This is a genomic window from Alteromonas sp. MB-3u-76, assembly GCF_002831605.1.
GTDB classification, from domain to species: domain Bacteria; phylum Pseudomonadota; class Gammaproteobacteria; order Enterobacterales; family Alteromonadaceae; genus Alteromonas; species Alteromonas hispanica.
In genome coordinates this window covers 892,200-911,870 of sequence record NZ_CP025115.1, presented here as the reverse complement: position 1 = coordinate 911,870, position 19,671 = coordinate 892,200, and the positions used below count along the sequence as shown (strand labels likewise).

The following is a 19,671-nucleotide window of genomic DNA, read 5'->3' as shown; positions in this document are numbered from 1 at the left end:
TCTTGAAATGGGTCTCGAAAAAAAGTGCTTCGCACACAAGATATTGATCATCATGATTAAAGTAAGGGTGAGTGAAACAGCAAGTAAAAAGTGCTGTTGTCCATTTCGTAGTTATCACCAAATATTTTTACAAACCGTCCCTTTGCACAGATTACACATCAATTTCGGCATGCAAAAATTACTTTTCTTTGGCTATGGTGCTAAGGAAAACAATGCTTGAAATTGGAAAGTATTATGGAAATGGTAAAAGAGAATCAGATTAGAGAGCTTTCGATTGACGAAACCAACGCAGTAAATGAAGGTAACCCATAGGTATGGATGGCACTTGGATATGTAGGAAGAAAAACTCTAGATTCAGCTATGGGTATTTCTTGGGGGAGTGGGCAAACAAGTTAACACTGACGTTTGTGATTAACTTCTGAGGCGATGCACATGAATAAATACTTCTACCTCGCCTTGATAAGCACGATTGCAGGGATAGTTTCAAAAGTAGCAAGAGATATGAGTGTTGATAGCACTCCTGTCAATGTTCTTTTAGGCAGCGCCCCTTCATTTTTCTCTATTTTGGGCGTGCTATTTTTCTCGAAGGTAATGGTTGCCAAAGAAAAATATAGTTATAAATATCCTGCTTTTATTCTGCTTGGAACACTACTTTACGAGATCGAGCAAATTTGGAGCAACAGAGTTTTTGACGTATACGATATTCTAGCCCTGATTTTAGGGTATTTTCTATTTTTAATAATTACTGGGGCATCGGGAGTAGAGCTAAAAAAACAAGCATCTACAGAATAGTTTGGCTGATGTAGCGACAAAAGCAATCATGCTGGTCAATGCCGCGTTTAAACTGCATAAAAAAGCCCTACCTACCAAAGTTGATAGGGCCTTTATATAACGTACACTCTGAGAGAGCAGGCTTTACCTACTCACTCTTTAAGAGACTACTCATACAGCGCTTAGTTAACAAAACCTTCGTTGGCTCTTATCGTCAATGGATGGTAGCCAGGCTTTGCCTCTTCAAATGCTTTTTTCGCCAATGCTTTACCTTCGGGTGTTTGCGAAAGCGTGCGATAAAGCGGCTTAACCAGTTTGTTGCGACCAATGCTTACAAGGTAGGTGTATAAACGCTCGTATGCTGGCTTGTACTCATTGGCTACCGCAATCATCAGCCAGCTGTGGGCAATTTCGTTGTTTTGTGTTTCTGTTAGCGAGAACGCACTGTCTAATTCGACAAGCTGCGTGTCGGTCAACGACTCAGGCATGTTATTAAGGAAATACAACCACTCGTGCACAGTCCATTGCGCGGTTTCAATATCCGCTGCTTTTACGTCACCAGAAAGCCAAGCGCTTCGTGTATCATCGATTTTGGTAAAAGCATCAGACTCAGGCTTTGGTGCATCTTCTGGAATACCAGGCTCAAAAATCCACTGCTGAATACGCTCAGCATCTAGCTTTTCTGGATATTGCTTAAGTAGTGTCTCATCCAAATAGTCGATAAAGGTATCTGTAGTGATGCTTTTGAATGCAAAGTCTTCGAAGTACTGCATTAAAAATGCATCAAAATTCTCACGCCCAACTTTTTGCTCTAACTCTCGAAGGAAAAGCGCGCCTTTTTCGTAAGGGATATTTGAAAATACATCGTCAGGGTTACGACCACGTAAATCGATAGCAAGAATTTCATCGTTTTGTTCTAGTGAAGCGATATCGTTTCGCAAGTCTTGATAGCCTAGCATGGCCTCTTTTTTAAACCGCTCATGACCATAAATCATTTCCATGATGCGATAAGTTAAATAGGTGGTAAAGCCTTCGTTTAACCACAAATCACGCCACGTAGCGTTAGTGACGGTATTCCCAGACCAGCTATGAGCTAACTCATGGGCAATAAGAGATACTAGGCTCTTGTCACCCGCAATTACGGTTGGCGTGATAAACGACAGACGAGGGTTTTCCATGCCACCAAAGGGAAATGATGGGGGTAAAATTAATAGGTCGTATCTATCCCACTGATAAGGCCCGTAGGTCTCTTCAGTCACTTCAAGCATCGCCTCGGTGTCTTCAAACTCTTTTGCGGCACTTTCAAGAAGCGCAGGTTCGGCATACACCCCTGTTCTTTCTCCCATAGCCTTAAACTGCAAATCGCCAATGGCTAGAGCAATTAGGTAAGAAGGAATGGGTTGCGGCATGGTAAATGTGTATTCTCCATCGCGCTGCGTTTGCGGATCGTTTGCTGCGCTCATTACTGCCAATAGGCTTGGCGGTGTTTTAATGGTGGCCTCGTAAGTCACACGCACTTGTGGAGAATCTTGCAATGGTATAAAGCTTCGAGCGTGAACGGCCTGAGCTTGAGTAAATAAGAACGGATGCTTTTTACCTGCAGTTTGTGCTGGTGTGAGCCACTGAACGCCTGATGCATTCGGCGATGTGGCATAGTTCACCGTAACCTGATTGGCGTTCTCGGGTAACGAGATGGAAAGAGGCGTTCCTAGGTCAGCATCGGTTTCGCCTAAATCAAAAGGCACCGGCTCTCCATCAACACTAACACCTGAGATTTCAAGAGCTCTGGTATCAAGAACAAGTTGATTGTTGCCCGGAGCACTGCGCTCCACGCTTAAGGTTGCAGTACCTATTAATTGCTTTGTGTTGAAATTCGCAGTGAGGTCTAACGACAAATGCGTAACGCGTACTTCATCGGGATTAGAAAACGAGTGGTAATCTACACCCGAGGTCATAGCAGCGTCATTCACGTCTACTTTATTAGACATTTCAGACTTATCTAGGCTTTCGTTTGTTACAGCCGCCTTTGAATCTACGCTGCTTTTATTACTATTACTATTACTATTGCTGTTGTCGGTACACGCAAAAAGCGCGGGGACACAGATCAAAGTGGCAAGTAATCCACTTTTCTTCACAAATTGGTTCCCATTTGGTTTCATGTTGCTTCCTGTCTTTTATAATAATTCGTTCAACATCGTTATAGTAACAATTTGGCGCGAAAGGAGCGAAGGATAAACAAAGGGAATAAACCGGCTTGGTGAAAACGAAACAAGCAGCACCTGAATACCTTGCTTTAAAGTATTAGGTTTTCAGGCGCTAACTTATGAATTAAATGGTATTGCTACGCTTTACGCCAATGCAATATCTACTGCAATGTTTCCTCGGGTTGCATTTGAATAAGGGCAAACTTGATGTGCAGCGTCAACTAAGGCTTGGGCTTTTTCACGCTCCAGCTCGCCAAGATCTACAGTTAGTTTGACGGCAATAGCAAAGCCTTGTTCGATTGGGCCAATAGACACATCGCCCGTTACGTTTATATCGTCAGCTAGTTTAATTTTTTGCGAAGCCGCAACGTGTTTTAACGCTCCGATAAAACAGGCAGAGTACCCTGCTGCAAACATTTGCTCTGGGTTTGTGCCCTCACCACCTGCACCACCTAGCTCTTTCGGAGTCGAAAGTGCAAGCTCTAGTTTGCCATCGTCTGATTTCGCAGTACCTTCTCTGCCGCCTGTTGCTGTAGCCGTACCTGTATAAACAACCTGTTGTAATGTATGCATAATTTTCTCCTAATTCAAAGATAAAGGTGCAAAGTAAAATTTATTGCTCAAGCAAACACACGCGATTACTTTGCATGCAAAATAAAATAGCATTACGACGACTTGATAATCAAGTACTTTGCATACAAAATATATAAATTAAATGAGGAGTTTTGGTCGTGTCTGAATTATTGAAGCTAGAAAATCAACTTTGTCATCGCTTTTACACGCTGTCTAATGCGTTTACGCGTGCTTATCGACCACTGCTGCGAGAACTCGATATTACCTACCCGCAATATGTAACACTAATGGCGCTATGGGAAACCAATAACATCACAATTGCCGAGTTACTAGAGCGCACGGCTATCGACGGCGGTGCTATGACGCTTATTCTGAAGAAGCTTGAGGATAAGCAGTTTCTTAGTATTAAAAAAGATGAAAGCGACAAACGGGTTAAACGTGTGGTGCTCACCTCTAAAGGAATAGAGCAAAAACAAGTTGCTGAAAACGTACCCAAGCAAATGCTTTGCAAGTTACAAGGTATGAGTCAAGAGGAGAGTATTCAGCTACGTCATTTATTAGATAAACTGAGTGGGTGTTTCGATAACAGCAGCGACTAGAGAGAAGCAAAACTCCTGTCCTCGCCGCTCGCTGTTATTCAATAACTAGAATTCAATGGAAAATAAAAGCTTAGCGTGCAGATGCATAATTAACGGCAGTCGCATCAGATTCTTGTGCATATTGCGTTAGGTGATGAGCTGACGTGTTCCAATAGATTCACACACCCAGTTAAGAGATAATTATCTCAACTGGAGTGTATATGAAAACGCGAAAAAGCTACTCAAAAGAATTCAAACTAGATGCTGTGAGTCTGGTTACAGAGCAGAATTACAAAGTTGCTGAGGCAGCTCGTAGTCTTGGTATTAGTGCCAACATGTTAGGCCGCTGGCTTAAAGAGCAAGAATCTGAAGGTACCCACGCATTTCGAGGTAATGGCAAGTTGACGCCGGAACAGGAAGAAATTCGTCAGCTGCGAGAAGAAAATAAGCGCCTGAAAATGGAGAAAGAGATCTTAAAAAAGGCAACGGTCTTCTTTGCCAAAGAAACCATGTAAAATACGGTTTCATTACCCAATATAAGAAGACCTGGCCGATTAGCCTGATGTGCAGGGTTCTGGGAGTCAGCCGCCGTAATTACTACAGCGCCGTGCGGCGAAACGAGAAACTTGAACCAGACCCACAACATGATGAGCTAATTGATTGGGTACAGAAAATAGCTGATGCCAGTGATTTTACTTATGGCGTAAGGCGCATGAAACGCGCACTGAATTCGCTGGGTTATCCGGTTGGAACACAACGGACGCGTAGCTTGATGAACGAAGCCAACGTGAGCGTCAGAAGGCGTAAAAAATACAAAGTAACGACTGACAGCGACCATCAGAAACCTGTATTCGATAACGTGCTGTCACGCGACTTTGCTACAGAAAAAACCGACCAAGCGTATGTCTCGGATATTACCTATATCTGGACGCAAGAAGGCTGGCTGTATCTAGCCGTTGTCATTGATCTGTTCTCGCGCAAGGTCGTGGGCTGGAGTATGGCTTCACGGATGAATGCCCAACTGGTGTGTGATGCTTTAACAATGGCTTTATGGCAACGCAAGCCCAAGGCGGGCCTGATACATCATTCGGATCGTGGTTCACAATACGCAAGCCGACAATTTAGACAGCTACTGACGCGGTACAAGGTAACAGGCAGCATGAGTAGAAAAGGTGATTGCTGGGACAATGCCGTTGTAGAGAGCTTCTTCGGCACATTAAAACAAGAGCGAGTGCAATGGCGTTACTACCAGAGTCGCCGCGCTGCTCAGCAGGATATCCTGCAATACATCACTATGTTTTATAACAGCCAAAGAATGCACTCATACCTGGATTACAAAAGTCCAAATCAATATGAGGCTGATATGGCTAACTTAGGAAAAGCTGCTTAACTGGGTTGTGTGAATTTGCTTGACCACGTCAAGCTAACATATTTTCTACACGCTCTATCATCTGATCGCGCTTATAATCCCAACCACGCTTATCGGCTTGTTTTGCTTGCGCAATGTAGTAATCCATACGGCTTTTGCGTAAAAGGTGCGTTTTTTTACTTAGATCAAACTCGACTCTTGTGTATGTCTTCTCAATTTTCGTTATGTTTCCATGATAGGGCTTTGCCGTATCTTCGGCGGTAGCGCGACTAACAAATGTGTCTCCGTTACCTAAAACTCCCACCAATACAATTAGTAACGACACTACAATTCCAGAAAAAAACCAACGTAAAAAAGACATATATTACTCCTTGGGTGCACTTTATCATTACCGTCCCGACAAACCCCTCGTCAGTAATGATGGTCAAAACAATCAAATCAACGTTTTCCGTTGCAGCTTTCGCACCAAAAATAAACCTTCATAAAATCAGCAACATAAATAAAAACACAGTATTACGAATTCATTTATTGGAATTTTCTACACTCTACTCGGTAAATACGCGGTAAATACCCGCTTAAATGCATTAGCGCATTAAAGTGGCAGCTTTCACCAACAACAAATCAACCACACTTAATAATAAAAAGCGGTAACGTAAATATCATTTTGTTAGGCTCCTTTTCTGCTATCATTCTATTTCAGCGAACAAGTGTTCTCTGAAGTCTTTTTCAACCATTCTTTGCAGTGTTCAAAAAGATTAAACGGTTTCTTTAATCACCAGAGAGGAACAAAGGGTTCGATAGGAGGATTAATGTCAGCAGTAAAACATCAAATAGAACGCATACCTGCTAGAGCATATTCAATAATAGAAGAGTGGCTTAATAGTGTAAGTCATGGTGTGGGTTTAGTGGCCGCTATTGTTGGCCTCATATTTCTCCTCAATCGAGCAGACGACACCTTATCTCTCGTCACGGTTTCTATTTACGGCAGCACATTAATACTTATGTTCTTAAGCTCTACGCTTTATCACGCAATATCTCATCACAAGGCCAAAGAGTGGCTAAAGCTGTTCGACCACAGTGCAATATACTTATTGATAGCAGGTACTTACACACCGCTCTTATTGGTCTCTATTGGCGGCGTACTGGGCATTGTCATGACTACCCTAATATGGGCACTAGCGTTTGCTGGTGTTGCGTTTAAGCTGGTTGCGCAACATCGTTTTCCTAAGGTTTCGGTAATGACATACTTGCTTATGGGCTGGATAGCAATTGGCCTTATTTATCCGCTTTACGTAGCTTTACCGGGTGCAGGGCTTTGGCTACTCGTAGCAGGAGGGCTTTGTTTCAGCGTGGGTGTCTGTTTTTATGTGGCGAAAAAGGTAAAATACACACATGCAATATGGCATGTATTCGTAATTGGCGGGTGCGGTTGCCATTACTTTTCAATTTATTACTTTGTGGTGTAACACGCGCTGTGACTAAAAATGAATTTGCAAACGGCATTGAGGACAACGTCCCTCAGGCAATAGCTTGGTTTTCGCTAAAAGCAGGAAAAATATGCTTAGGTAAAAAACCTATAGCGAATGCATACGACAAACTGAAAATGCTAGGTGTAACCCACATTGCTACCGTTCAAACCGGCGAGGAAAATGCCCCGGAAGTGCGCGACGCTGCGTTAAATAGCGGGCTAGAGTGGCTTTGGGTGCCGTATTCTCACCCGTCTTCACCGTCGCTTACCGATGATGTTTACCTTCACCAGTATCTCAACGAGCTGTCAAAAATGCTCTCTGAATGTGCGAACATATATCTGCATTGCGACGGCTCTCAACATCGCTGCAGCCTTTTGTTTTACGCCTTGTGCCACTACTTAGGAATTCCCTCAAACAGCGCTTATAACGCATTACATAGCTTTGGGAGAAATGCCGCAAATGGGCTGTCTCGAGCTGAACTTACATGGGCAGCAGAGCTTGGCCATGCTGCCCCTAAGCTATAACTTTCACACTGATAAAGCGCACTGCAATATTGCTACTCACAAGGGCGTGCTGCTTGCTGTTTAATCAAAAAAGCAACACGCCCTGATGCAAATACGGAGTTTTAAATAGCTTTCTTACAAGTATAAGCGCAAGGCTTATAGCTTTACGCGAATGCTATTTAAGCGTTGGAACAGGCAGTAATGGAGAAACAATCTCGCCAATACGACGAAATAGCTGCATACGCGTAGTGCCTGATCGCCATACTAACCCAATTTCTCTGAAGCCTTTTTCTTCCGCAGGAAAACTTTTAAGTCCAGTGTGTTCCAAAATTGATTGGTTGATAGCTAACTCTGGTAAAAAGGTATAGCCCATTTTACTGTTAGCCAGCTGAACCAATGTATAAAGACTGCTTGCTGCAACACTGCTAATTTGGTCGCGATGCTGAAGATTACATGCACTAACCGCATGGTCGGTCATACAATGCTCTTGCTGAAGAAGAAAAATACTCTTCTTAGGAAGCGACGAAATGTCCACCGGATTTGGTAAAGCAGGCATCATATCTTCGTGCGCTATAAGGTGGAAAGGATCGTGACCAAGCACCATTTGCTTACATCCGGGTGTATTCATTGGAAGTGCAAGAATAAGTAAATCTAACCTTCCATCGGTAAGCTGCTGTAAAAGTTTTTCCGTGGTGTCTTCCTGCATTTCTAAATTAATGTCGGGAAGAAACGCCTTAAACGCTCCCATCATGCCTTCAAACAAAAACGGTGCAATGGTAGGAATAACACCTAACTTAAGCGTACCGCGCTGCCAGTTACCTGCATTTTGCGCGTACTCTACTAGTTCTCCCGCTTCCTGTAGCAGCACTTTGCTGCGCTCTACAATATCTATACCTAGTGATGTAAACACAAAGGTTTTGTGCTCTCTTTCTAGTAACTGGCTACCGAAGTGCTCTTCGAGATTTTGAATCGCCGTACTTAGAGTTGATTGGCTAACGTTGCAACGCTGAGCTGCTCGGTGAAAATGTTGTTCCTGATGCAGTGTGACAAGGTAGTGTAAATGTTTAAGATTTGGCCACTTCATGATCATCTCATAATAGATTGATAATATACTTTCTAATCTAGCATAAAGATTAACTTATCACACGCCCAAACCTTTCAACTGCAACAAAAAGTTCTTAAACCTTTTGTGGCACAGCAGGCATTCTGAGACTAGGATTATGGTGTGTTGCCACTTTTTAAAACATTGGAATTAGCACGGCGGCAACAGTGCTAACGAGGCTACCATGAAAGGACATTATAAGAATATTCTTTGCGTACTCAGTGACTCTCATCGCCAGAATGAGACTGTGGCGCAAGCAATTCATATTGCGAAAACCCATCAGGCTGAAATTACTATCATGCTTGCGCTAGAAGCCCTTCCCCCTAACGCCAACATGGTAATGGAATCTTTTTCGTATATAGAATCGCAACAGAATATGGAAACTCAAGCACAGCAATGGTTAAGCGAGCAGTCGAAAAGCTGGAGTCAGCAGTACCCAGTGAATACTGCAGTAGCTATAGGCGACCCATTGATCAATGTTGTTAGTCGTGTGGTGAACCATGATGTCGATCTTGTTATAAAACGCGCTGAAGAAAGCTTTTTAGACAGACTTTTTGGCAGCCTAGATATGCGCTTGCTGCGCAAATGCCCATGTCCTGTTTGGATAGTGGACCGCAAACCAAAAAGCCAATACAAAAACGTGGTGGCCGCCCTAGACTTGAATTACCACTACCCTGAACATGAAGCCGAGGTAAGGCGAGAACTCAACCGCGATGTATTGCGCCATGCAAGTCAAATTGCTCTCCTAGAATTCGCTCAGCTACACGTACTTCATGTATTCGACGCTATTCCAGAGAATATGACGAGAGATGGTTTTGTTACTGTAGATAACGAAAATATGGAAGACAATGTCGCCTCTTTTTTTGCCGAGCGTGATGCAGAGCTAACTCGACTGCTTGACGAACTAGAGAGTGACCTTGATGACCATGTTCTTGAATATTTAAAACCGCAAAAACATATTGTCCACGGCCACCCTAGACGTGATATCGCTGCCACTTCAACATCTGTTAACGCCGACGTGGTCGTTATGGGTACGGTGGCGCGCGTGGGCATTCCGGGCTTTATAATCGGTAATACAGCCGAAGAAACTATGCATCAGCTTCAGTGTGCTGTGGTAGGCATAAAACCGGCGGGATTTAAAACGCCCGTGTCAGTAGAAGAGTAAAAGGTTTTTCTATGACCAAAAACAGAAAAGCCACGTTGTTGTAGATTACTAAAGCAACCAACATCAACGCGGCTCTTGGTCTCATTAAGGCGCTTTTTCTAAGCTACGCCGAATGACGCCTTTAAGATATAGAAGAATATAATTGAGAGCACGGCACCTGCGGGTAAGGTAACAATCCAAGAAACAACAATGTTTCTTACAATACCTAGGTTTAACGCAGACACACCTCTTGCTAAACCAACACCCAGTACGGCACCGACAAGAGTTTGCGTAGTAGATATAGGCAGACCCGTGCCTGAGGCAATAACAACCGTACAGGCCGCGGCTAATTCTGCCGCAAAACCTCGACTAGGAGTAAGATGCGTAATGCCTTGACCGATGGTTTTTATGACTCGATGACCAAATAATGCCAAACCGGCAACAATGCCTAAGCCGCCTAACGGCAAGATCCACACGGCTAATTTTGCATTAGCATTTATTTCGCCGCCACTGCTTACTACGCTGACAACCGCAGCTAACGGACCAATAGCGTTTGCAACGTCATTAGAGCCGTGTGCAAATGCCATACAGCAAGCCGTTACTACCATAAGTAACGCAAATACTTTTTCAACATTAGCAGCCTGTAAATCTGCATCTTCAGAACCGCTGAATTTCATGCGGCCAATAAACCATTTACCAACAATACCTAGGGCAACAGCAATAGCCACAGCCAACAAGTAACCGTTTACAGCACTCATCTCTAAACCAACATGCTTAAGGCCTTTTTTGATGGTTACAAGAGACATAACAAAACCGGCCAACGCCATGTAAAAAGGCACGTACCGCTTTGCGCTTTCGAAAGGAGAAGAAGTTTGGAAAATGAGCTTATGAGCACTCATAAAGATGAGATAAGCAATAACACCAGAAATCGCGGGGGTTACCACCCAGCTACCAACAATACCGCCTACTTTACCCCACGCTACGGCATCCATACTGACACCCGTCGCGGTAAAACCGATAATTGCACCGATAATAGAATGCGTTGTCGATACCGGCCAACCTAACCATGAAGCTACCGCTAACCAAATGCCGGCAGCTAAAAGCGAGGCAATCATGCCTAACACCAACAATTCAGGTATGTCAGTGAAATAACTTGAGTCGATTATGCCTTTGCGAATCGTAGAGGTAACTTCCCCTCCAGCTAGGTATGCCCCAGCAAACTCAAAAATCATCGCAATGAAAATTGCTTGTTTTATCGTTAATGCTTTTGACCCTACAGATGTTCCCATAGCATTGGCAACATCATTCGCTCCAATTCCCCACGCCATGACGAAACCTACGCCACCGGCAAGAAGAATTAAAATCAGGCCATAACTTTCAAAAAAATCCACGAATTATCGCTCCCGAGCTTTTGCGATTTGGGCTTTACGCTACATCACCGTGTAGCACTTTCTCTACTCCAATTTGAGTAGAGTGTGATGTTAAAGACAGTTTCTATAATGGCACAATGTTCGTTTTTTGCACTACCTGTCCTCGGCTCCGGCGCATGATAACGTAATCATCTTCGAAGCCATAGCGAAAATCATCGAATTTCTGCAAAAGTTTAAAACTGCGACGATAATTCAAACAAATATTTCATTTTTGTGACAGAAAGATTTCAATCAGCTCGCCATGCCACGTCTTTCGGGCGCTTTGGCAATTTCATAGGCTGCTTAGCTTAGGTTAAATCTTCAATTTTTTGATGGATACTTTCAAGAGAAGTATGACGAACGTCGGTACCTCTGGTGAGATAAACAACATATTCGCACACGTTCTTGCATCTGTCCCCTATTCGCTCTAAAGAACGCAACGCCCAGAGCACATCTAGCCAGTCTTGCATGTCTTCAGTAATTTTTTCCATTTCGTGGGTGGTGTAGGTAATCAGCCTCTTATATTCACTATCAATTTGGTTGTCTTGACGGTAAACCTCAAGTGCGGCCGCTTCATCTTGACGAGCAAAGGCATCGAAGGTTCCACGCATCATATCGATTACACGCTCACCAATAAGCACCATGCTACTTTTTATTGTGTCAGATGATGGCAATTTGTTGCGGGTAACTAATTTGGCTATTCGTTCAATCTCATCACCCATACGTTCTATGTCAGTAATCGCCTTGGAGATCGTCATAATTAGGCGAAGATCACTTGCTGTAGGGTGGCGCTTCGCGATAATTCTTAAACACTCTTCGTCAATTTGAATTTCCATTGAGTTTATTTTCAGGTCATTCAACACGACTTTTTCGGCAAGTGCGGCATGATTGTGTTTAATGGCATAAAGCGTATCCACCATCTGCTGCTCAACCTCTCCCCCCATCGTTAGCACAGAGTTACGTAAATTCTCTAACTCAACGTTAAAGGTAGCGGAGATGTGCGTATTAAGAGCAACTTGGCGCATTGTGATATAACCCCATCAAAAATTTCGAACAAACCCAATAAATATACTCTATCAAGCAGCCTAACCATACCGACCAGTTATATAATCTTCGGTCTGCTTTTTCTCTGGCATGGTAAAAAGCGTGTCGCTGTCTGCATATTCTACCAACTTCCCCTGATGGAAAAATGCAGTATAGTCGCTCACGCGTGCCGCCTGCTGCATGTTGTGCGTAACAATAACAATAGTGCACTGCTTTTTAAGCGACTCCATCAACTCTTCAATAAACAAGGTAGTGAGAGGGTCGAGCGCAGAGGTTGGCTCATCGAGCAACAATACCTTAGGTTTAAGCGACAGCGCCCGAGCAATCACCAAGCGCTGCTGCTGCCCTCCAGATAGCGTCATTGCAGGGTCGAAAAGTCTATCTTTTACTTCATCCCACAATGCCGCCTGCCTCAATGCTTTTTCTACCGCATCGTCAAGGTGCCGCCGTACTTTTACGCCTTGCAGTTTAAGCCCGTAACACACATTTTCGTAAATGCTCATAGGAAAGGGGTTGGGCCGTTGAAACACCATGCCGACCTTGGCGCGAAGTCGAGATACATTAACCTTTTTACTGTTAATATTTTTACCATCTATGATTACCTCACCGTTATAAGAACAGCCGTCGTACAAGTCATTAAGTCGATTAAAACAATTGATTAGCGTCGACTTTCCACAGCCGCTTTGTCCTATCAGCGCGGTTACCTTGTTTTCCGGAATACGCATGGTGATGTCTTTCAGCACATGTTTCTCGCCAAACCATAGGTTTAAGTCTTTTACTTCTACTGCGGTTTGCTCGCTAGTTAGCTCATTGACAGGCTTTGAATTATTTTTAAACAACGTAAGCATGTTGATATTTACCCTTCTAAATAGCGTTTGCGCAAGCGCGTTCTTAATAGCACGGCCAAAATATTAAGAACGAATACGACTATCAGCAACAATAAACATGCAGCAAACATCATAGAGGCACTTTTCGCGTCAGTCTGGCTATGGAATGCACTGTCATAAATTAACACGCCTAAATGCATAAACTGGCGATCTAGGTGTAAAAATGGAAACTCTCCGTCTATTGGCAGTGCGGGCGCAAACTTCACCGCACCAACCAACATTAAAGGAGCAACTTCACCAGCAGCTCGGGCAATAGCAAGTATTACACCGGTCATAATACCCGGCGACGCTATGGGCAAAATAGTGCGCACGATTGTTTCAATTTTGGTGGCGCCCAAAGCATAACTGCCCGCTTTAAGACCCTCAGGCACTCGCCGTAGGCCCTCTTCGGTAGCGACAATAACCACCGGCAGTGTGAGTATGGCCATGGTGAGTGCGGCCCAAAATATTCCCGGGCTTCCCATAGTAGGAGATGGAAGAGTATCGCTAAATAAGAGACTATCTATACTGCCACCTAGGGTATATACGAAAAAGCCGAGACCAAATACCCCATAAACAATGGATGGCACCCCCGCCATATTGCTTACGCTTACCCTGATGACTGTGGTCAATGCTGTGTTGGGGGCGTATTCACTTAAATAGATTGCCGCTAACACACCAAAGGGCGTTACTATTATGGTCATGATAAATACCATCAGCACTGTTCCAAATAACGCAGGAAACACGCCTCCCGAGGTATTTGCCTGCTTAGGTGATTCGGTTAAAAAAATGATGACTTCACTAATGGCAACCTGCCATTTTTCAAGCAGCGATAAACGGCCAACAAAGTCGACGCTTTGAATATTAGAAACCGGAATGATAAATGATTGCCCATCAGCAAATTTAACCGCCAGTTGATATTGCTCTCGTTGACGTTCAAGGTTTAGCACTTGCTGTTGATACTGATTGAATTCAGCAACCCGTTTTTCGCGTGCTGGTGCATCTGCAGCTACGTCTCGATTGTCAAAGCGAGAAAGTGCCTCATGAATAGGGGCAAGAAATTGTGTATTCAGCGTGGTAATTTTCTCAGAGAGAAGTGCTACTTTCTGCATAACTTGTGGCAGCTCTGACAGCTGATTGTTTGTCCCCTCTGGGGTGATAACATGATCGGGTATAGCAAGTACCTGCCTGCCGTCATTCAACTTTATTTGTGCGCTATCTTTGGCGAGTGCAATTCGCTCTACCCTTTCTCGCTCAACAAGTAATTGTGTACCGTAAGGGTTGTTCACATCTGCATATTTTAGCCGTATTTCTTTTTTCGCATCATCGTCGAATACATTGGCGAGCAGCGTTGTAGACTGCTGGCCGTTATCCGACTTTATCGATACGGCATAAATAGGCTCTGGCCAGAAATAGGCTCCGCCGCGAGCAGTTATCAGAACAAGTACGCTTATTAGCGCAATAACCAACAAACCGGTAAAAAAAGCGGTGAGACTGATAACGAGTGATTGACGCTGAACCGCGTTCAAGCCTAAGAAGGACGGTTTAACCATGCTTTTTCCTCGTCGCAAGCCTTTGACGCATTACCTCGGCAACCGTATTTACCACAAACGTGAATGCAAACAGTATGCAGGCAGTGAAAAAGAGAATTTGATAATGTGCGGAAGACACATCAGCCTCTGGTAGCTCTATGGCTAAATTGGCCGTGAGCGCGCGCAATCCCTCAATAAGGCCCCAACTGGAAATAGGGGTATTTCCCGTTACCATCAATACAATCATGGTTTCACCAAACGCTCGGCCAAAACCTAGCATAATGGCAGCGATAATACCGGGAAGTGCTACATGCAACACCACATGCATTAGAGTTTGTAGTCTCGTAGCACCTAAGGCAAACGACGCATTTTTTAAATCGTCTGGCACGCCGTTTATGGCGTCTTCAGCCAGAGAATAAATGGTTGGTGAAATAGCAATACCCAATGCAATCGCTACCACAATGGTAGTCTTGCCAATAGGGCTGTCAGACTCAGACGCTAGTACTGCAAACCCGTCAACACCCAACAAGGAGAAAATAAAATCAGGAGCCAATTCAACGCTGATAAACCCTAAAAATAAAGTGCCTACTAATGCGCATACCAACTCACTTCCGTGGCGCAGGCGCTTGGGAAGGTATTCAGCAACTCTTCGTTGAAATAAAGCCACAATAATAAGCGCAATAGGCACAAAAATAATGAAAAAAGCGACTGAGAATAAAAACTGCTCTGCCTTAGGCGATAACCAAATAGCGGCGATAAAGCCAATGAGCACGCTTGGGATTGCTTCCAACATCTCAATGGCAGGTTTAATCAAGTGTCGAAGTCTGGCTTTGGCAAAATAAGCAGTGTAAATGGCTGCGCCTATGGCAACGGGAATTGCAATAGCCAATGCCAATAATGACGCTTTCATACTGCCAATAATTAAGGGCGTTAAGCTAAATTTTGCCTCTTGATAGTCGGACGCGCTGGTAGTTTGCCATACGGTCGCCTGGGAGTCGTACCCCTCATACTGTTGCGGTTCAAACAACGACGACCATGTTGTAATTCCGCTTAAATACTTTCCTTGCCACGCGACAATACGATTGTCGCCTCGCCCTATTAGTGTATCGCCATGCCATGCAATATCCGACACCGTTTCATCACTTTTATAAGAGCGAATAACTTCTCCGGTTATGCGATTAAGCAGCAAAATCTTTTGCTTACTGGTCAGCACCGCCACAATGTTCATACTGGCATGTTCGGCCACATCATAAGTGTATTCATTGTTTTCTAGTGCAACACTGTAGGTATCCTGAAACACCAAGCCAGCTTGGGTTTTGCTAAGTACCCAGCGAGTGAGCGTGTTGGTTTCGCTGTTTTGTAAATAAAACGTGCGCTGTTTTGCTAGCGGGAATATGAAAGTTTGGTTGTTTTGATAGGGAATACCGGTAATCATTGCACTTGGCGCAGTTTCATTATCGGTCAGCCTATGCAGAAAGAACTTATCTCCCTTGTGTAAGATCATGCTTTCACTACCGGGCAGCAGCGTTACGTTATCTACATCAATAAACTGCTTATCAATTACTTTGGTGGGTGTTTTTCGATTTACCCAGCGCACAAAAACGCTTCCCTCATTTTCAATTTTCGCTGCAATCCATTGAGTAGACATGCTCATGCCCCATCCATCGTTTTTACGCCAGAGCTTTTTGGGTAGCGCAAATGTTAATGCACTTGATGGCCCGCTCTGCGTCACGCCTTTTCCAAGAAGTCTATTGGCAGAATAGGTTCGCACCGGAATAATTCGCACTTGCCCGGCAGCTGAAATATCTACAATGTAATCTTCGCCCATTACGGTCTGCGACGACAAGGTGTGCGAACATGGCTTTGTATAGTCTTGGGTATTGCGCAGCGCTTTATTAGAAAGCACTTTAAGGCCAATTCGGCAATTCTGTTTTTGAACTAGAAGGGGCTGGCCATTGAATATATCGCCTGTACTTATAATGACTTCGTCATTTGCCACTGACACCGTTGACACTTTTTCTAGCGTAGGGGTATAGGTAAGCGGCAAGGCTTGACTGAGAAGGTGAGAAACAAGAATAACCAGTGTCAGCAATACAAGACCACCAAAGCCGGTCACGAGAATGCGAGACCGTGTGTCGGTCCGCTGGCGTCTCTTATTTATGCTGTCGCTGTTAAAAGTCATTATTCTTTTTAGTGTTTTATGTATACAAACTCATCTATAACAACGAATTTGGAGTAAATTGCACTGGTGAGCAGTGTAAGTTTTGTTATGCTAATAGCAAGCGAAAATTTCGCGCGTAGCCTATGCTACCGAATCTATTACCAAATCTGCCTTTCGGTATGGTATTACCCTGTGAGAACACGTTCAAAGTATTTCTCAGCCAGTCATTAAGGAGCTTTACATGCAATCAATAGTCATCAATATCATGGGCAAAGACAAACCCGGATTAGTCGATGCATTAGCTAAGTGTATTTATACCCACAAGGGTAACTGGTTAGGCTCTAGCTTTGCACATATGGCGGGCATGTTCACTGGTTTTGTCGAAGTGCACGTAAACTCTGAAGAAAAACAGCCGCTGATCGACGCTATTGAGGCCCTTCCAGATATCACTGTTCAACATGTAGCGGCAGCAAGTTCTCAGGGAGACAATCACGTAAAATGTACGGTAGATGTTATGGGCAATGATAAACCCGGCATAGTTCAAGAACTGACGTCGGTATTGAATCAGTTCAACCTCAATATACTTACCTTTGCCTCACACTGCGAAAGTGCGCCTAACTGGGGCAGCTTAATGTTTAAAGCAAAAGCAGAAATAGCGGTGCCCGAAGGTTTCGACGATGGCGCTTTACAAGATGCGTTAGAAGCACTAGCAAATGACTTGGTTGTAGACATCACCACAACCCGCTAATGTCGCCAAAGGGCAAGTAGACTCCTTACATAAGGATAAGAGGCAGTTTGTCATCAAAATGTCACTCACTAATGACAGCCTTTGACCATTTTTGTACATGTGATTGAGAGATTATGGATAGCAACGTTTTATATTATCCCGCAGAGCTAAGTTGGTTAGCATTCAACGAGCGAGTGTTACAAGAAGCCGCCGATAAAAACACCCCCGCGGTAGAGCGTATACGCTTTTTAGGTATTTACTCAAACAACTTAGATGAGTTTTACCGCGTACGGGCAGCGGGCGTTAAGCGACAAATTACCATAGCGCAAAATGACGGCAATGAAGAAGAAGCAGAGCGTCAGATAAAGCTGATGGCCCAAATTCAACAGAAAGTGGTACAGCTTTCTGAAAAGTTTGATGAAATTCACAAAGACGTAGTGAAAGAACTCGCTCGCTATAATATCTATATTTTGCGCAAAAACGATTTAAACGACTATCAGCAACAGTGGGTACGCAACTTTTTTATCAACAAAGTTTTGCGACATATCGCGCCCATAATTATTGATAAGAAAACTGACCTGCTGAAGCGGCTCAACGGCACATCTGTATATCTCTACGTAGCGCTTAGACGTAAAGAGCGAAACACGCGATATGCGGTTATCCAAGTTCCCACTACCGAAATGTCGCGCTTCATGCTTATACCGCCTGAAAAGAGCAAGAAGAAAAAGCATATTATTATGCTAGACGACATGATTCAGCTTTGTCTTGAGGATATTTTCCGCGGCTTTATTAAATACGATGAACTTGAGTCTTTCTCATTCAAAATGACGCGAGATGCAGAATATTCCATTAACGATGAGATAGACGAAAGCTACGTAGAAAAAATGTCAGAAAGCATGAAGCAGCGCCTTATTGCAGAACCGGTTCGCGTTATTTACGACACCGATATGCCTGATGACATGATGCAGGACTTGCGCAAGCGCTTAAAAATTACAAAGCTTGATACCATGCATGCTGCCGGGCACTATCGTAATTTTAAAGACTTTATCGGCTTCCCCAATGTAGGTCGCGAATACTTAGAACATACTCCACTGCCGGCTATTGATAGCAAGGCGTTTTCTAAACACAACACTGTGTTTGATGCGATATCCGCAAACGATATTTTGCTGCACTACCCCTATCATCGGTTTTTGCATTTTACTGAGTTTTTACGTCAGGCAGCTTTCGACCCTAATGTTCGCACAATACGTATTAACATATACCGCGTGGCCAGTAACTCGCGCATCATCAACTCACTCATTGATGCTGTGGACAACGGTAAAAAAGTGACAGTAGTGGTAGAAATACGTGCCCGATTTGACGAAGAGGCGAATATAGAGTGGTCGAAACGAATGACCGAAGCGGGGATCCGGGTTGTACTGGGCGTACCAACACTAAAGATACACTCTAAGCTTTGCATTGTAAGCCGAGAGGAACGCGGTAGCTTAATTCACTATGCCCACTTTGGTACCGGTAACTTCAACGAAAAAACCGCAAAGATATATACCGACTACAGCTTGTTTACCCGCAACCAAGAACTTGCGGATGAAGGCGTGGCTGTATTTGATCTTATTCAATACCCATACCGCCGTTATAAGTTTCAGCACCTGCAGATCTCGCCGCTTAACTCGAGAACTAAAATTCAGTCACTGATAAGACAAGAGATCCAGCATTTAAACCAAGGGCAGAACGCACAAATAACCTTCAAAATTAATAACCTCGTTGATAAAGAGCTTATTGATGATTTATATCGCGCTAGCCAGTCGGGTGTAAAAATTCGCGGTATTGTTCGCGGTATGTGTTCGCTAAACCCCGGCATTAAAGGGGTTAGCGATAACATCGAAATTATCTCTATTGTCGACAGATTTTTAGAGCACCCCAGAGTTATGATTTTTGAAGGTGGCGGGGACAGAAAAGTATTTATTTCTTCTGCTGACTGGATGACACGAAATATGGATAACCGAATTGAAGTAGGTTGCCCGGTGTATGACCGCGAACTTCAGCAGCGCATTGTTGACATAATGGAGCTTCAGTTTAACGACACCTTGAAAGCACGGGTCATTGACACAGAGCAAACCAACCAGTACGTTCCAAGAGGGAATCGCAAAAAAGTGCGCTCTCAAGTGGAAATATATAACTACCTTAAACAACTTGAAGCTGACCTTTAGGATAACGTAAAC

17 protein-coding genes are annotated in these 19,671 nt (G+C 43.8%); 8 read left to right on the top strand and 9 right to left on the bottom strand.

The genetic code is table 11. The features are described from left to right. The first annotated feature begins 432 nt into the window (after window positions 1-432). Entirely contained in the window at window positions 433-792 is a 360-nt protein-coding gene (locus CW735_RS04075) for a hypothetical protein (protein WP_071978778.1), read from the top strand. 161 nt (window positions 793-953) lie between these two features. Here CW735_RS04075 and CW735_RS04070 read toward each other — a convergent pair whose 3' ends face one another. Further along, window positions 954-2,930 carry a M1 family metallopeptidase gene (locus tag CW735_RS04070; protein WP_071978777.1) on the bottom strand — a complete coding sequence of 659 codons (1,977 nt, stop codon included), beginning with the start codon at window positions 2,928-2,930 and terminating at the stop codon, window positions 954-956. A 189-nt stretch (window positions 2,931-3,119) separates the two neighbouring features. Beyond that, on the bottom strand, window positions 3,120-3,548 hold the full coding sequence (locus CW735_RS04065; RefSeq protein WP_071978776.1) for an organic hydroperoxide resistance protein: 429 nt from the start codon (window positions 3,546-3,548) through the stop codon (window positions 3,120-3,122). Between the two features lie 158 nt (window positions 3,549-3,706). On the opposite strand from CW735_RS04065, the gene CW735_RS04060 reads away from it, so the two are divergent. Both CW735_RS04060 and CW735_RS04055 read left to right on the top strand, forming a co-directional pair. Continuing rightward, window positions 3,707-4,147, top strand: coding sequence for a MarR family winged helix-turn-helix transcriptional regulator (locus tag CW735_RS04060; protein ID WP_071978775.1), 441 nt, complete (start codon window positions 3,707-3,709; stop codon window positions 4,145-4,147). A gap of 200 nt (window positions 4,148-4,347) precedes the next feature. Continuing rightward, window positions 4,348-5,516 (top strand): IS3 family transposase gene (locus CW735_RS04055; RefSeq protein WP_100970886.1). Its coding sequence is split into 2 segments (ribosomal slippage): window positions 4,348-4,597 and window positions 4,597-5,516, totalling 1,170 coding nucleotides; the frame shifts between segments, so codons are not numbered across the junction. 28 nt (window positions 5,517-5,544) lie between these two features. Here CW735_RS04055 and CW735_RS04050 read toward each other — a convergent pair. After that, window positions 5,545-5,856, bottom strand: a complete 312-nt coding sequence (locus CW735_RS04050; protein WP_100971015.1) for a hypothetical protein — start codon at window positions 5,854-5,856, stop codon at window positions 5,545-5,547. A gap of 448 nt (window positions 5,857-6,304) precedes the next feature. Between CW735_RS04050 and trhA the strand changes: the two genes are divergently transcribed. Then, window positions 6,305-6,961 (top strand): PAQR family membrane homeostasis protein TrhA, encoded by a 657-nt coding sequence (gene trhA, locus CW735_RS04045; protein ID WP_071978773.1) that lies wholly within the window; start codon window positions 6,305-6,307, stop codon window positions 6,959-6,961. Window positions 6,962-6,969: 8 nt separating this feature from the next. After that, window positions 6,970-7,488 carry a hypothetical protein gene (locus CW735_RS04040; protein ID WP_100973167.1) on the top strand — a complete coding sequence of 173 codons (519 nt, stop codon included), beginning with the start codon at window positions 6,970-6,972 and terminating at the stop codon, window positions 7,486-7,488. Window positions 7,489-7,642: 154 nt separating this feature from the next. On the opposite strand, the gene CW735_RS04035 is transcribed toward CW735_RS04040, so the two are convergent. Beyond that, window positions 7,643-8,551 carry a hydrogen peroxide-inducible genes activator gene (locus CW735_RS04035; protein WP_100971013.1) on the bottom strand — a complete coding sequence of 303 codons (909 nt, stop codon included), beginning with the start codon at window positions 8,549-8,551 and terminating at the stop codon, window positions 7,643-7,645. Between the two features lie 202 nt (window positions 8,552-8,753). Between CW735_RS04035 and CW735_RS04030 the strand changes: the two genes are divergently transcribed. Further along, entirely contained in the window at window positions 8,754-9,734 is a 981-nt protein-coding gene (locus tag CW735_RS04030; protein WP_100971011.1) for a universal stress protein, read from the top strand. Window positions 9,735-9,832: 98 nt separating this feature from the next. Here CW735_RS04030 and CW735_RS04025 read toward each other — a convergent pair whose 3' ends face one another. The 5 genes from CW735_RS04025 to CW735_RS04005 form a co-directional block, all read right to left on the bottom strand. Further along, a complete protein-coding gene (locus CW735_RS04025; RefSeq protein ID WP_100971009.1) occupies window positions 9,833-11,104 on the bottom strand; it encodes an inorganic phosphate transporter in 1,272 nt (423 codons plus the stop codon). 326 nt (window positions 11,105-11,430) lie between these two features. Continuing rightward, window positions 11,431-12,147, bottom strand: a complete 717-nt coding sequence (phoU, locus tag CW735_RS04020; RefSeq protein WP_071978769.1) for a phosphate signaling complex protein PhoU — start codon at window positions 12,145-12,147, stop codon at window positions 11,431-11,433. Window positions 12,148-12,207: 60 nt separating this feature from the next. Then, a complete protein-coding gene (pstB, locus tag CW735_RS04015) occupies window positions 12,208-13,014 on the bottom strand; it encodes a phosphate ABC transporter ATP-binding protein PstB (protein ID WP_100971007.1) in 807 nt (268 codons plus the stop codon). Between the two features lie 8 nt (window positions 13,015-13,022). Then, entirely contained in the window at window positions 13,023-14,585 is a 1,563-nt protein-coding gene (gene pstA, locus CW735_RS04010; protein ID WP_100971004.1) for a phosphate ABC transporter permease PstA, read from the bottom strand. Beyond that, window positions 14,578-16,746 carry an ABC transporter permease subunit gene (locus CW735_RS04005; RefSeq protein WP_071978766.1) on the bottom strand — a complete coding sequence of 723 codons (2,169 nt, stop codon included), beginning with the start codon at window positions 16,744-16,746 and terminating at the stop codon, window positions 14,578-14,580. Before CW735_RS04005 ends, pstA begins: the two co-directional genes overlap by 8 nt. 220 nt (window positions 16,747-16,966) lie before the next feature. Here CW735_RS04005 and CW735_RS04000 point away from each other — a divergent pair, with 220 nt between their 5' ends. Together CW735_RS04000 and ppk1 are read left to right on the top strand one after the other, a co-directional pair. After that, window positions 16,967-17,473 carry a glycine cleavage system protein R gene (locus CW735_RS04000; RefSeq protein WP_071978765.1) on the top strand — a complete coding sequence of 169 codons (507 nt, stop codon included), beginning with the start codon at window positions 16,967-16,969 and terminating at the stop codon, window positions 17,471-17,473. Window positions 17,474-17,586: 113 nt separating this feature from the next. Further along, window positions 17,587-19,659, top strand: a complete 2,073-nt coding sequence (gene ppk1, locus CW735_RS03995) for a polyphosphate kinase 1 (protein ID WP_100971002.1) — start codon at window positions 17,587-17,589, stop codon at window positions 19,657-19,659. The last annotated feature ends 12 nt before the right edge of the window (window positions 19,660-19,671 follow it).

Excerpts from the sequence above, each read along its gene's own strand:
- CW735_RS04075 (WP_071978778.1), top strand. The coding sequence starts at position 433 with ATGAATAAATACTTCTACCTCGCCTTGATAAGCACGATTGCAGGGATA.
- CW735_RS04070 (WP_071978777.1), bottom strand. The coding sequence starts at position 2,930 with ATGAAACCAAATGGGAACCAATTTGTGAAGAAAAGTGGATTACTTGCC.
- CW735_RS04065 (WP_071978776.1), bottom strand. The coding sequence starts at position 3,548 with ATGCATACATTACAACAGGTTGTTTATACAGGTACGGCTACAGCAACA.
- CW735_RS04050 (WP_100971015.1), bottom strand. The coding sequence starts at position 5,856 with ATGTCTTTTTTACGTTGGTTTTTTTCTGGAATTGTAGTGTCGTTACTA.
- trhA (WP_071978773.1), top strand. The coding sequence starts at position 6,305 with ATGTCAGCAGTAAAACATCAAATAGAACGCATACCTGCTAGAGCATAT.
- CW735_RS04035 (WP_100971013.1), bottom strand. The coding sequence starts at position 8,551 with ATGAAGTGGCCAAATCTTAAACATTTACACTACCTTGTCACACTGCAT.
- CW735_RS04030 (WP_100971011.1), top strand. The coding sequence starts at position 8,754 with ATGAAAGGACATTATAAGAATATTCTTTGCGTACTCAGTGACTCTCAT.
- phoU (WP_071978769.1), bottom strand. The coding sequence starts at position 12,147 with ATGCGCCAAGTTGCTCTTAATACGCACATCTCCGCTACCTTTAACGTT.
- pstB (WP_100971007.1), bottom strand. The coding sequence starts at position 13,014 with ATGCTTACGTTGTTTAAAAATAATTCAAAGCCTGTCAATGAGCTAACT.
- pstA (WP_100971004.1), bottom strand. The coding sequence starts at position 14,585 with ATGGTTAAACCGTCCTTCTTAGGCTTGAACGCGGTTCAGCGTCAATCA.
- CW735_RS04005 (WP_071978766.1), bottom strand. The coding sequence starts at position 16,746 with ATGACTTTTAACAGCGACAGCATAAATAAGAGACGCCAGCGGACCGAC.
- CW735_RS04000 (WP_071978765.1), top strand. The coding sequence starts at position 16,967 with ATGCAATCAATAGTCATCAATATCATGGGCAAAGACAAACCCGGATTA.
- ppk1 (WP_100971002.1), top strand. The coding sequence starts at position 17,587 with ATGGATAGCAACGTTTTATATTATCCCGCAGAGCTAAGTTGGTTAGCA.